The sequence below is a fragment of the Bacillus sp. ISL-7 genome (assembly GCF_018613065.1).
This window is the reverse complement of record NZ_JAGGQW010000003.1, coordinates 1-14,923: the sequence shown is the minus strand read 5'-3', so window position 1 is coordinate 14,923 and position 14,923 is coordinate 1. Positions and strand designations below refer to the sequence as shown.

Sequence of the window (14,923 nt, the reverse complement as noted above, 5' to 3'; positions counted from 1 at the left end):
TAAGGAAAGCGCATGAATAATTTCATGCGCTTTCACAGAGCTGTTTTTTATTCCACTACCTTCCTCCGGTCTTTTGCAAATAAAAAACCTGGGACTGGAAGTCGCCGCCACGCTCGACACTCCCTCCATTGACACCGTTAAACTCCGTTGGAAGCGGCAGTCCCACGTTCATGAGCTCATCGCCATAATACGTTCGTTCGCTTCCAGCCACTTTATACATCTTCGATTCAGCTAGTCCACTGAGACGAAGCGTTTGCTGCTTTTTAGGATTCGACGTAGCCAAAACCTTATACCAGCCAATCAAGGCTTTCGATTGGTCCTTGCTCACGACCATCCAAGCCGTTTCATTATTCGAAAACGGGCTCAACAAGCGATAAAATTGACCATCGCGAATTAATCCTCGATGCTTTTTATAAAAAGCAACCTGCTCTTTAATTTCTGCCCGCTCTTCTTCGGTTAATTTCACTGGATCTAATTCATAGCCAAAGGTTCCAAAGTAAGCAGTATTTGCCCTTGTTGCTAACGGTGTCGTCCGCAATGTTTGGTGATTCGGAACAGCCGACACATGAGATCCCATGCTGTAAACTGGATAGGCGAAGGAGGTACCGTATTGGATTTTTAGCCTCTCAATCGCATCCGTATCATCACTTGTCCATGCTTGCGGTGCATAATACATCATCCCTGGGTCGAATCTTCCCCCGCCTCCTGCACAAGATTCAAACAACACATGCGGGAATTCACGTGTTAACCGTTCATAGAGATCATAGACCCCTAAAATATAGCGATGGAAAAACTCGCCTTGCTGATGAACAGCTAGTTTTTGTGAGAATGCTTCGGTAATGTTCCGATTCATATCCCATTTAATATAAGCAAGGCTTGTTTTTTTAATAATATCGGACATTTTTTCATAAAGATAATCAACAATTTCTGGTCTTGAAAAGTCAAGAACCAGCTGATTGCGACCCAATGTATAATGTTGACCTGGAACACCCACGGCCCAATCAGGATGCTCGCTAAATAATTCACTGTTCGGACTAATCATCTCCGGCTCAAACCACAGCCCAAATTTCATTCCAGTCGCAGATATTTTCTGGGCTAAGCTTTCTAAGCCATCCGGAAGTTTATCTAAGTCCACATACCAATCTCCAAGGGAGGTGGTATCATCATTCCGTTTTCCAAACCAGCCATCATCAAGGACCAGCAGTTCGATTCCTAATTCACTTGCTGATTTCGCAATATTAACGAGTTTTTCCTCAGTAAAATCAAAGTAGGTTGCTTCCCAGTTATTAATCAAAATCGGACGCACGGCCTTCTTCCATTGCGCTTGAATCAGGTGCTCGCGATAAAGGCTATGAAAGGCCTGGCTCATCCCATTTAAACCTTGATCGGAATACACCATTACTACTTCCGGGGTTTGGAAGGACACGTTCGGCTTTAGATTCCACTTGAAGCCAAACGGATGAATCCCAACCATAAGTCTTGCTGTGTCGTAATGATCCACTTCTATTTGCATCAAAAAGTTACTGCTATATATAAAATTAAAGCCGTATACCTCACCTGTATGTTCCGTCGCCTCCGGACGCTTTAGTGCCAAGAACGGATTATGGTGGTGAGAGCTGGCACCTCGCAGACTGGAAATAGACTGAATGCCTGTTTCCAGTATTCTCTCTTTTACATGCCGCTCCCGTGACCATGCACCCGCTAAGTGGGTAAATAAAAAATCTTTATCCGGAAGGTCGAGTGATGCTCCCATTAATCGATCAATAACCAATTCCTCTTGACTTTCATTTTTCAAGGAAGCACTTCTCGTTATGACAGGCATATCAAGGAATATTGTATAATTTAACGTCAATTCTGCTTGGAGGAATTCATCCTTTAAGATAATTTGAAGTGTACTAGCGTCCTGATTGTCCTCTGTATAGGTTGCCGGCAGACCTTCAAGACGAGGCTTTCCGTCTATAAGTTGATACGAATCGTATTTGAAATTAGGAACATGATTAGCCGTCGTTTTACTCACACTGATTGCCGGTTCGCGGAAATCAGAATTTCCGTAGGCAGGGTATTCTTGACGGAGCGTTTCCAAACCAAAAGCAGGATCATCTGCATACACGTGTGTAGTAGCCCCTGTTGGCACATCATACGTCTGCAAGTGAGAAAAATCTTCTCTGTGGTGCAATGCCTTTCCATAATAAAGATGGCCTAATTGTCCATTTTTCATCACGTGAAAAATATAACTAACTTGGCCATTTGTTAAATGAAACTGTCTGTCCTCTTGATTAACATGAATAAGCATAACCTTCCGCTCCTTAAGTTTGTCATGTAAAGGAAAGAGCCTGTCTATTTCAGGCTCTTTTCTTGTAAATGCTAATTTTCAAGCTTAGATTCGATCAATGATAAACTCGAATTCCATGTCTTGATTGGCAGGAATGAGGTGTTCATCATGCACCGGTGCACCCCAGCTGTCGTCTCCTCCGACGCCCATCTGCTTGCCTGCGACCGTCACAACCGTGTAATGGATATTTGGAAGCTCATATTGATGCTGAGCATTCTCGAGTTCAAAAGCCGTATAGGGAGAAAAATTGCACTCTAATGGTTTAGTCGCAGCTGAAATTTTTATTCCCTGTCCTTCCTTGTTGGTCAGACTAACTCGGCGCACTCCCGTCCGGTTGCCCGATTCTTGCGGCATGACATATCCGGATAAATTCTCAATTACTTGATTTTTAAATATTCCAAGTCTTGCTCCTTGCGCCCGGTCTGAGTAATTTTCTTCAGGACCCATCGCATACCATTCCAGTTGGTCATAATCGGCAGGCACCTTGAAGGATACTGCAAAAATCGGCAGCTGCGGGAGATTTTCCGCCCCCTGATAGACCGACTTCACACGAACACTGCCGTTGGCAAGAACGGTATAATTTACTTTCACCACTACTTTTTCACTAATCGATAATTTATAAGTAAAAGCAATGCTCACCTGACCATTAGCTTGTTCGACATCCATCCCAATGCATTTGCGCGCAAGACTGGCTGCATACCAAAGACCCGAATGATAGCCTTGAGAATAGCCGCGGTCATTATCCGTCGTCGCCCGCCAGAATAACGGTGCCGGCGGAAGAGCAATCATTTCTTTCCCAGCGTAGTTAAGTGAAACCAGGCTGCCCGCCTGTTTCGAGAACAAGATGGTGAAGTCAGGGCCGTGGACACCAATATTAACATCGCCAGTGACCACCCGTAATTCCCCGTGAGCTGCCATTTGCTCAACAAACGCCTCCGTTCTGAACACATATTGTCCGAACGCAAGCTCGTAGCCAGCGTCCGCCCAGAGATTACTTTCCTTCAGCTTAAAAGAAGTTTGTATACAATATTCGCCAGAAACGCTGGTGATTTCTGCAGGTATTTTAAATTCAATGCGCCCTTCACTCTGTGGTGCCACCACCACATCGAGCTGATTCCGATACAACTCTTTACCTTCAAGGTAGAGAGTGTACTCCAAATCATAATCGGACGTATCTACGAAAAGACTTTCATTCTGAATGGTTACCCCCGTACGATCCGGACTCAGTTTGATATTTTGATATAAATACTTTACTACCTGCATCTTCGGTGACAACTCTCGATTGGCATACACAATCCCATTCGTACAGAAGCCATAATCCGTTGGGCGATCGTCAAAATCACCGCCGCAGGCCAAAAATTCCTTGCCATAACGGTCTTTTTTAATAATTGACTGATCAATATAATCCCAAATAAATCCACCTTGATACATCGGATACTTCCGCTCTAAATCTGTATATTTGTACATCCCGCCGAGTGAATTTCCCATGGCGTGCATATATTCACAGCTAATGTATGGCTTTGACGGGTTATCGTTCAAATAATTCTCAATGTCAGCTGGCTTTGCATACATGCGGCTTTCCATATCACTCGTATCATTGTAATCACGGGCATGGAAAACACCTTCATAATGAACCAGGCGACTTGAATCAACACGCTTAAAATACTTAGAAACATTCAGAATCACTTCACCCGCATAGGATTCATTGCCACAAGACCAAATGAGAATGGATGGGTGATTCTTATCCCGTTCATACATAGATACCGCCCGATCCATAACAATATTCTCCCATTCCGGCTTATTTCCAGGAATGTTCCAAGACGGCTCAACTGCCCCCATCTTTTGCCATGAACCGTGCGTTTCAAGGTTCATTTCATCGATGACATAGACACCGTATTCATCGCATAACTCATACCAATAACTCTGATTCGGATAATGGGACGTCCGGACAGCGTTAATGTTGTTCTGTTTTAACGTTTTTATATCCCAAATCATGTCTTCCTTTGTAATCGCTCGGCCCGTACGACAATTAAATTCATGGCGATTGACACCCTTGAATACAATTCGTTCACCATTAAGACGCATGATTTTATCGGCCATTTCAAATCTTCTGAAGCCGACATTCTGCGGAATAACCTCTACCAAATGACCTAACTCGTTATATACCTGAATATAAAACTGATATAAATAAGGATTTTCCGCGCTCCATAGCTTTGGATTATTGATCATCATTAAAACTGTCCAATTTCCGTCAGTGAAATCACCGTTTTGTGCTGCTACTAAGTGCCCCTCGGTATCGTACAATTCAGCAACTATTTTTATTGGAGAAACCACATCAGATAAAAGCTTTAGGTCTGCCTGAAGCGTCCCTTTCGTAAAAGTCGGATCCAGCTCTGCGCGAATACCGGCGTCATAAACATGAATTTCCGGAACTGTGTAGAGGTAAACATCACGGAAAATACCAGAAAAACGCCAGAAATCCTGGTCCTCGAGCCAGCTGCCCGTGCTCCGTTGGTAAACCGCGACGGCAAGCTTATTCTCACCCTCTGTAAGAAATGGGGTAAGCTCAAATTCTGCAGGCGTAAACGAGTCCTCACTATAGCCGACGAACTCCCCGTTTAACCACACATAAAAGGCCGACTCCACACCTTGAAAGGATATATACAGTGGCTTGTTTTCCATTTGAGGGGGAACGGTAAACATCTTCACATAGCTTCCAACCGGATTATGGTCGAGTGGAATTTCTGGCGGACGAATCTCGTTAAGCCCGTCCCATGGGTACATCGTATTCACATATTGTGGTTTTCCGTAGCCCTGAAGCTGGATGTGGCCTGGGACGGTGATGTCCCCCCAGCCCATGCAGTTAAAATCCAGCCGGTGAAAATTCTCCGGACGATTGTCTGGATTAACGCTATAGTTAAATTTCCAGTTACCGTTTAATTCATGGCGCATTGCCATTGGGCCTGCAATTTTTGCCTGCTCCAGTGTTTCATAATATCGGTGGTCTGAATGTGCTGGAAGTCGATTAAAGGCAAACACATTTAAGTCGGTAAGCCAATCTATTTTTGGAATGGTTGTCATCACTATCACTCTTCCTATCTACATTTTCCAAAATTTTATTATTTAACTGAACCCATCATCCCTGCAACGAAATGCTTTTGCATAATGAAGAAGATAAGTGCTGCCGGCAGGGTGGCAATCACAATCGCTGTCATAATCATTCCAAAGTCGGGTGAGTAGCTTGAACCAAGGTTTGAGATTAACAGCGGAATGGTTTGGTTCTCGGGTGACTGCAACACAACCAGCGGCCATAAATAACTGTTCCAGCTAGCCATGAAAGTAATGATGGCAGCTGCCGCGTAAGTCGTTTTCATTGTTGGTACATAGATTCGAAAGAAACATCCCAATTCAGAGAGACCATCAATTCTTCCCGCTTCAAGAATTTCCTTCGGAAACATCTTAGTGCTTTGTCTAAAGAAAAAGATCAGATAGGCGGTTGTAACCGTCGGTAATATGACCGCTGCCATTGTATCAATACCAATAATCGGTAAGGATTGTGAAATGGTAGCAAACATTCTAAAGAGCGGTACCATTAAAGCCGCAAAAGGAATCATCATAGAAACTAGTAAAATATTAAACACAAAGTCCTTCGACTTACTTTTGTAAATTTCAAATCCATATCCTGCCAAGGATGCGATAAGCATGGCAAGGATGGTTGTTAAAATCGAAATTTTCGCCGAATTCATTAATGCAGGTACAAGCTCAACTGTATCTAGTAGATTGTGAAGGTTTTCTATAAAATGACTGCCTGGCAGCATCCTTCCTTGCGTCACATCTACAGACTTGTTTGTCGAGCTCACAATCATCCATAGAAACGGAAACATAGAAACAATGGAAGCGATGATAAGAACTGTATAGCTGAATGAGCGTTTAAGGTTATTCATTTTTATCACCTGCCACTTTGAACTGAATGATTGAGAAGATGACGATCATAATGACAATGGCATAAGAGACAGTAGCTGCATATCCAAAGTCAGGGGTATACTTAAATGATAAATTATAAATGTACTGAGAAATTGTCATGGTCGCATTTCCCGGTCCACCCTTGGTAATATTCATGACCTCGTCAAATAGCTGAAGCGTTCCAATTGTTGAAGTGATAGATGTAAATAGGATAATCGGCTTCAACATTGGGATCGTAATCTTGAAAAATTGTTGAACTGGCGAAGCCCCATCTATCCTAGCTGCTTCATAGATAGATTCATCGACGTTTTGAAGAGCGGATAAATAGAAGATCATGTTATAACCTGTCCAACGCCAAGTGATAGCCACAATAATGGCAATTTTGGCCCAAAACGGATCGGTGAGCCATTGGATGGGCTCAGAAATTAGTGAAACTTTCATTAACATGATATTGATAATCCCATCTTGACCAAACAAATATTTGAAAATGACGGAATAGGCAACAAGTGAGGTTACGCATGGTAAGAAGATGGCTGTTCGAAAAAAGCCCTTGAACTTCAACGTTTTATTATTTAGTAAAACGGAAAGAAATAAAGCAAGTAGAATCATAACTGGTACTTGGATGATCAGATAGATCACCGTATTTTTTACCGTTGTAAGGAACGTTGGATCCTTAAATAAACGCGTATAATTATCGATACCTGTAAATGTTAAATTCGCACCTACCCCTGATTGAAATGACAAAATAAGAGCCTGAACCATTGGGTAGAAGTAAAACAAAAAGATCATTACGGCAGCGATAATCACAAAGGACCAGCCAATAACATTATTTTTTAACCGAAGCTTCCGACCTGAATTTGCTTTTGGAAGAGTTTGAGTGTGGTTTTCTTTCGCAGTTATCAATTTTAGTCAACTCCTTACGTTGTAATTTCAAGAAAAAAAGAAAAGAGCCTCAGAAAATCGCCTGACACATCAGATAGCTCCAATTACTGAAGGGTTGAAGCCGGCGAATTCCAAAGGCATAATCTCTTTACAAAGATGTGTTACTTGCTAATTTGTTGTGTTATTTAATTTGTTCTTCAGCTTGTTTTTGAGCATCTTCTAATACTTTATCTAGATCTTTACCCTTAAGGTAGTCCTGCATTCCAACAGCTAAAATATCCTCAATTGCATAAGTATGCATTCCATAGTTTACTTGAGGAATTTTCTCTGTCCAGGCAGCAAAGTCACTAACGACCTTTTGACCTCCGAAGAAATCGTCCGCAGCCTTATACGCTTCGCCTTCAGCAGCTGGCTTGTAAGTACCAATCGCTCCCATTTCCTTATTCAAAGTCTGATAAAAATCAGCATTAGAACCAAAAGTTTTTGCTAAGAAGTCAGCAGCCTTTTCTTTACCAGGAATGTTAAGCACGTACCAAGAGCTTCCGCCTAAGTTAGAGGCGTTCACGGAACCTGAAATTCCAGCTTGTTTTGGCATCGGAACAACTGCCCACTTACCTGCTTGTGAGCTTTCCGCTTTGATGGATGGAGTAATCCAGTTCCCAGTAGGAACCGTAGCAACTTCGCCACTGTTAAATCCTGCTACAAATTGGCCCCAATCAGAGACAGGTTTCACTAAATCCGCATCTAAAAGCTCTTTATATGTTTGGAATGCTTCCTTTAAAGAAGCGTTGCCTGCTATGTCAGGTGTAACCCCGTCATTCTTTAAATACCATGAACCGCTTGACTGAACCATCATTCGAATAAGACCAAGGTCTTTTGGATCCTGTGTAAGCATTTGTTTCCCCGTTGCTTCTTTTACCTTTTTACCAATTTCAATGTACTTGTTCCAGTCGATATCTTTTAAATCATCAACCGTGTAGCCCGCTTTTTCCATGTAATCCGTTCTAACGTATAGTCCTGTAACACCCGTATCGAATGGAAGGCCGTAGTTTTTGCCGTCCAAGCTCGTAGGGGCAATTTTATACTGAGCGAAATCATCCGCTTTAAAAGAGCCAGTTAATTCATGGAACATATCTGGATACGCTTTAAGGAAGCTTTGCGCCCGATAATCTTCAATTAAAACAATATTCGGAAGTCCTTTTGTAGTTCCAGAACTTAAGCTCGTATTAAGCTTTTGAATAATGTCATCTTGAGCATGTTCAATAACTTTAATGTTTACATCTTCGTTTTCAGATTTATAAGCTTCTTTTGCTAAATTCATTGCTTTAATGTTAAAATTCGGGTCCCATGCCCATACTGTTACTTCATTTGTATCTTTGCCGCTGTCGGAAGTCTCTTTATTTGATCCCGAAGAACAGGCAGTTAGCATCAATATACTAACTAAAAAGAGTGCTAGTACTTTTTTCATTGATATTCCCCCAACATTCTATTTTTGTAAGCGTTATCTAACTTACAAATACAATGTTATCACCTGTTAGGAAGTAACCGTTAGGACGATATTTTTAATGGTTGGTAATATTTTTATAACATGAACACGCTTCCAATTGATTTATTTGGATTATTTTTAGATTTTATGACTATTTTCACTTAGTTGAAACTGGAAGTGTCATCCGGACCTTTGTCCCTTCACCCAACTCGCTAGAAATTGTCACCCCATACTGTTCCCCGTAAATCAGCTGGATACGCTCATGAACATTCCGCACACCAATCCCAGAAAACATCTGTTGCTTACGCTTTGTAGTCGGGAGTTTATTCTCTGCAGAGACTTCCATTCCATCTCCGTTATCCACGACTTCACAAATCAACGTATTCTCCTCTTTCCAGACAAGTACATTAATATAGCCACCAGTCTTATGATTGAAGCCATGAAAGAATGAATTTTCCATAAAAGGCTGCAGGATAAGCTTTGGTACGTGATATTCCAAACAATCTGGCGCGATAAAATAGTTAACATTAATCCGGTTACCGTACCTCTTTTGATTAATAAGGGCGTAATTTTTTAAATTATCCACTTCCTGGACAATGGTATTCGTCTCGCTGACATTGCCAATTGTATTCTGAAGCAAGGATATTAAAGCATTAATTGTTGCTTCGGTTTCTTCTTTTCCACCTTGCTGCACCATGAATTTTATTGAAGTTAACGTGTTGTATAAAAAATGAGGATTAATTTGCTGCTGCAGCGCAGCCAATTCCGCATTGCGCTTTTGCTTTTGTGATTCCACAAGCTGTTCAACATACAAGTGGAGCTCATCGAGCATGGAATTAAAGGCATTGCCGATTTTCATGGTTTCATATGTGCCGGTTGCAGTAACATATTGGTGGAATTCATGTTTTGACGCATCTTCTATCTGCTTAACAAGACTCGATAACGAATTTGTCAATCTCCTCGTCGCTAGTAAGACAATGATTAACGCCACAAAGACGATACCCATTGAGATGAGCACGATATCTTTCTTATCAATAAGGTCTCCAACTGCTTTTTGCTTATCAATTATATTAAATAGGTACATGTCAAACGATGGAAGGTATTCCATCGAGATAATCTGATCCTTTCCCATAAAATTATCAATGATATAATGGTCTGAACTCTTTTCAATTTTTCCCACATAGCTAAGCAGGCCTTTGGGTGCTTGCCCTATGAGGTTTGTTTGGTTGCTAGAAACAATAACTCCCTGCTTATCTACGACAAACACATTATTACCAGGTCCTGTATAGCTTGTGAAGAACTGTCTAAATTGACTTTCATCAAACGCAAAGAACATCGATCCATAAACAGTACCGTTGATCCGTTCCATTAGTACCTTTGATGCCACAATGAACTGGCGATTCGTTCCATCATTTCGCTTGTCCAATTGGTACACCAGTTTCTTTGGTTCCTTAAACGTATTACTAGTAAGTCTGCTAGTCCTTAATTCCTCATCCGTTATTGGCCAGTACGTCCGATCCGTTGCAAAACTGAATCCATTTTTCCCCATGACTAGAATGCTTTCTTCATATGCATCTAAATTAGTTTCAATTCGCTTTAACTGTTGGCCAGCATTAAAATAGGCATTAAGTTTCTCTTTATTGCTATATTGCTCCTTCATAAGAATTTTTTTAACCGTGTTGCTTTGAAGGAGATTGTTAGATGCTAGGACGACCGAATAGTTAAAGGATTCGAAACTTCCCTTTACCTGACTCATTACTTTGGAGTTTGTAATGCTAAACTTTTTAATAAAAAATTGCTCCGACATCCGAATCGTTGTCCATGTAATAGTGATCGAAACTGTGATAATCATCATAACCGTAATGAAAAACATAACGATAAACAATCCGTTATGTTTAAAACGTTCGGGAATAAATCTCATAATTCACCATCTCTTATCTTAGTTTTTGCTTTCTTTTGTATTGGCTTGGAGACAATCCCTTTATTTTCTTAAAAACTTTACAGAAATAACTGTGGTCCGAATAACCGACCATTCCACTAATTTCTGAGATAGATTCCATTCCCTCCATGAGCAGTTTCGTCGCTTCTTCGATCCGCATTCTATTTAGATATTCGATGAATCCTTCCTTATTATGCGTTGAAAAATAGCTTGAAAGATAAGATGGATTAAAATGAAAGTGCTTTGCGACCCCAGTAAGGGTAAGCGGTTCGGCATAATGTTCTCTAATATATTCCATCAGTTTTTTCATATTTATATCTTCGGGCTCACTCTGGACCAAAAATATACATTTTTCCGCCTCTTCAATAAAGCGATTCATTAGTTCAACCGTGGCCTTCGCCGAAGGTGCTTCATCAATCGACCTAAAATATGAATACTTGGCTTCTTCCAATTCTGTTACGTCAAATTTCATATTACTTAGGAGAATGGTAATGTTAAAAATAATGTTGCCAAAAAAAGCTTTATATTCAAAGACATCCATCGTATAACAAGAAGACATTACCTTTACATGGTCTTGTAGATATTTGAAAGCGGAATCAAAATGTTTTCTCTTTAATTCTTCTGTAAACCAATCCAAATTAAAATTTTCGGGTTTGGGCGGCACTTTTGGAAGATTCTCTTTCATTAATAACGGTTGGTTTGGAAAATAAAAGCGATAATCTAACAATTTTACGAGACTTTCTTTGTAGTTGCTTCCTAGTTGAGAAAGGTCTGAAAACTCATCCGTCAAAGCAATACTCATTCCTGGTATAGACTCTGCAAGTTGGCTGGCCAATTTAATAAACTCTTTATCATTCTGCTTGTTTATATTAATTAAGTATCCAATGATATTCTCTTCAACGCTTAAGGGCTCGTAAACAACTTGATTTATGATATGTTGCAATGCCTCTTCGATTTTCGCCTTGATACTTGTTTGAAATTCTGCACTATTTCTAGACTGGTGATTCCTTAAATCAGCTCCAATTAAACAATAATGGCTGTAAGGCAAAGCTTTGGATACTAACTCCGAATCATAATTCACTTCATATCCTGAAATCAGTTTATTGATAATCTGCCCAATTGGGAGATTGCCTGTTAATCTTTGATCCACTTTCTGAAAGGAAGGAATTCTGCTTGCGGCATTTTTCAGCGCCTTTAAGAGACCGTCTGCATTGAGCTTCGGCTTTAAGATATAATCAACGACACCACTTTGGAAGGTGGAGCGAACATAATCGAATTCTCCAAAACTGCTTAAAATAATGATTTCAATGTGAGGATATCTTTCCTTCACAATTCTTGTTAATTCCTCACCATCCATGATTGGCATCACGATATCTGTAATGATGATATGTGGGGCGGTGGCCTCAATTAATTCCAGTGCTTCTTGACCGTTCGAAGCTTCCCCAACAATCATAAAGCCCTCTTGCTCCCAATTGATATAGTGCTTAATCCCTTGTCTGATTAACATTTCATCGTCTACAATAAGTGTTCGGCATAGTTCCCCGACTGTCAACACGATCCCTCCAGAATATGACCTGCACAATTAGAAATTTCAGTATTTTTATTATACTATAATCATACTGAATTACCTTTTCATAAAATTGTTCCAATTAGTTGCACAACCGCAGAATACAAATAGGGCCCTATCCCAATCATGGGTAGGGCCCTGATGTCCTTCCGTTTCATCCAGAAAGGTACTAGGTCTTTATATATTCGTAAAATTTCACACAGGTCAAAGGGTGTCAGGCACTGCTCGTGGACAAATGTCCACGAGTGGTGCCTGACACCTTTTTATTCTCCATTAAAAATTAAGTTGGATTTTTTGTGCTTCCTCCAGCCTTTCGTGTTTATCATTAAAGACGTCACTGGTTAGAATACTAATCCATTCTGTTTTTTTGCTGCCAGCTTGGTCAACTATAAAGCCTAGACTCCCCCGTTTTATTTGATTTCCTTCGATTTCTCCATTTAAATGTTCAAGATACATATCCTGATTCCAGTCCATTTTCTCACCTGTATTCGTTTCAAAAAGGGCGATTGGAGCAAAATTCCGTTTTTCTTTGGATTGATTTTTTATATCCACACTTAATTTAATAAAGTCAAATTCCTCGGCTTCCGTTAACGGATGGAAATAGTCAATTAAACTATAATCAGGTCGGTAGTGAAGTAGTTTCATTTCTTTGATCGTGTACTCGATATCCCCAAAATGATAAACCTTATTTATTTGTTTGATTGCTTTTAATGTAGCCTCTCCTTTTTCATCCGTAACAGATTGGCCGGGTTTTTGTAAGGTTGAATCATCCGTAACCTGAGGGCTATTATAATAAGCGTCATGATCATCTTTCGAGATTTTTTTGGTAGCTGTGGAAGTATTCTCTGTTTTTGCATCAGTTTTCTCATTAGTTGGCTGAATTGAAATAAACGAACAGCCCGTAAGTAGAAAAACAAATAAAATAGTTATCATTGCCTGTTTCACATCAATTCCTCCCATCAAGTAAAACTCCTTTTTAGAAAGATATCCCGCTGCTAAAAAGGCAACGGGATATCATATTTTCCAATCCTAATCTGCTTAATTTTTAAACTTACTTGTCTTCGATGACTGTTTTTCGGCTGCCTTTTTCAAGAATGTCAAAGATGATTTTGGCATTATCCGTATTATCAATTTGACCGGCAAAGCGTTCGCTGGCGGGTCCGAATGCATATACATTTACATCTTCGCCTGTATGTCCGCCCGTCGTCCATCCAGTGAATGAACGGGTATCAATAATTTGTTCGATCGCATTATCGATATCCACTACTTTCTTCGTACCCGCAGCATCTTTCACAGACTGAATCTCTTTATCTGTTAATGTGAGATTAATATATTTAGACAAAGTTTCTTTCACATCTGCCCCATTAGCAATTTGCTCTGCCATAAAATCAGGCGTACGTTTTGTTGCATTAATTGGTGCACTAAACCAGTTGTACTCTCCGCGGGCACCGATCGAGTAACCGCCAGTTGAATGGTCAGCTGTTGCCACTACTAAGGTATGTCCATCCTTTTTGGCAAACTCAATGGCTGCTTTGAACGCTTTTTCGAAATCTTCCATTTCACTCATTGCGCCTACAATATCATTATCATGACCTGCCCAGTCAATTTGGCTTCCTTCCACCATCAGAAAGAAACCTTTTTTATTTTGATTTAAACGCTCAATGGCAGAAGTCGTCATATCTGCTAGAGAAGGCATCTCTGCCGTCCGGTCAATCATTTTTGGCATGCCTCGTTTCGCAAATAATCCAAGAACCTGGTCATTTTTGTCTTTTTTCAATTCTTGAAGGTTGGAAACATAACTGTATCCGTCTTTTTTGAATTCATCTGTAAGGTTACGGTCTGTGCGGATAAATAAATCTGAGCCGCCTCCCAATAGGACGTCTATTTTGTGTTTTCCGTTAACCATTTCATTATAATAATCATCCGCAATGGCATTCATGTTATTACGGTTTACATCATGAGAACCAAACGATGCAGGTGTGGCATGTGTGATTTCTGACGTAGCAACAAGTCCGGTTGATTTCCCCTTCTCTTTCGCTGCTTCAAGGACTGTTTTGACTTCAGATTTGTCATTGTCAACTGCGATGGCGGCATTATAGGTTTTGACCCCCGCAGCCATGGCCGTTGCTGCAGATGCTGAATCCGTTACATTTTGCTTCGCATCCTCTGGATATGTAGTCTGTTGTCCAACTAGAAATTTATCAAACTCAGTTGGCTCTACTCTTTTAGTAGACGGGTCATCTTTTAAATAACGGTAGGCCGACGTATATGAAACACCCATTCCATCCCCGATTAGAAAAATGACATTTTTTATATCTGCATTGTTTTTATCTGCTTTTTCGGATTTAGCGTTTGCGGTTCCTGTTCCAACAAGACTGCTAAAAGCAATGCTTGAAAGGACAGCAACTGGAAGAACCTTTTTTATAAGTTTTTTTTTAAACAATTCGATTTCCCCCTCAAAAAAACTTGAATATGTTGTTTTACGATTTTCATTATAGCGGGGGTTTATTAAGCGATTGTAAACAATTGTAAAGGCGAATAAATCGGAAGTGCTAAAATATAGGTAATTTGTATGAGAGTAAATCACTTTTAAACAAAAAAAGCTACATTTTCCATTAGGTTGTCAGATCAACTCCTCCTTAAATAGGCCTATTTTTCTTTATATTTTCTTAATAAAAATTGAACATTTGAATAAGTGTAGACCCACCAGATAAAAAAACTGATTCGACGATGTGAACTGCACCCGAATTGTTG

9 protein-coding genes are annotated in these 14,923 nt (G+C 40.3%); all 9 read right to left on the bottom strand.

Annotated elements, in window-relative coordinates:
- Positions 1-55: 55 nt before the first annotated feature.
- The gene (locus tag J7E66_RS01215; protein ID WP_214997642.1) at positions 56-2,293 is read right to left on the bottom strand and encodes an alpha-galactosidase; all 2,238 of its coding nucleotides are present in this window, start codon (positions 2,291-2,293) and stop codon (positions 56-58) included.
- 84 nt (positions 2,294-2,377) lie between these two features.
- A complete protein-coding gene (lacZ, locus tag J7E66_RS01210; RefSeq protein WP_214997688.1) occupies positions 2,378-5,413 on the bottom strand; it encodes a beta-galactosidase, LacZ type in 3,036 nt (1,011 codons plus the stop codon).
- A 38-nt stretch (positions 5,414-5,451) separates the two neighbouring features.
- A complete protein-coding gene (locus J7E66_RS01205; RefSeq protein ID WP_214997641.1) occupies positions 5,452-6,276 on the bottom strand; it encodes a carbohydrate ABC transporter permease in 825 nt (274 codons plus the stop codon).
- The gene (locus tag J7E66_RS01200) at positions 6,269-7,117 is read right to left on the bottom strand and encodes a carbohydrate ABC transporter permease (RefSeq protein WP_374102967.1); all 849 of its coding nucleotides are present in this window, start codon (positions 7,115-7,117) and stop codon (positions 6,269-6,271) included. Before J7E66_RS01200 ends, J7E66_RS01205 begins: the two co-directional genes overlap by 8 nt.
- A gap of 241 nt (positions 7,118-7,358) precedes the next feature.
- On the bottom strand, positions 7,359-8,645 hold the full coding sequence (locus tag J7E66_RS01195; RefSeq protein ID WP_214997640.1) for an ABC transporter substrate-binding protein: 1,287 nt from the start codon (positions 8,643-8,645) through the stop codon (positions 7,359-7,361).
- A gap of 175 nt (positions 8,646-8,820) precedes the next feature.
- The gene (locus J7E66_RS01190; RefSeq protein ID WP_251032687.1) at positions 8,821-10,584 is read right to left on the bottom strand and encodes a sensor histidine kinase; all 1,764 of its coding nucleotides are present in this window, start codon (positions 10,582-10,584) and stop codon (positions 8,821-8,823) included.
- Positions 10,585-10,597: 13 nt separating this feature from the next.
- The gene (locus J7E66_RS01185) at positions 10,598-12,157 is read right to left on the bottom strand and encodes a response regulator (protein ID WP_308162439.1); all 1,560 of its coding nucleotides are present in this window, start codon (positions 12,155-12,157) and stop codon (positions 10,598-10,600) included.
- Between the two features lie 285 nt (positions 12,158-12,442).
- Positions 12,443-13,114, bottom strand: a complete 672-nt coding sequence (locus tag J7E66_RS01180) for a hypothetical protein (protein ID WP_214997686.1) — start codon at positions 13,112-13,114, stop codon at positions 12,443-12,445.
- 106 nt (positions 13,115-13,220) lie between these two features.
- Complete coding sequence (locus tag J7E66_RS01175; protein WP_214997638.1) at positions 13,221-14,612, bottom strand: alkaline phosphatase; 1,392 nt, start codon at positions 14,610-14,612, stop codon at positions 13,221-13,223.
- Positions 14,613-14,923: the final 311 nt, after the last annotated feature.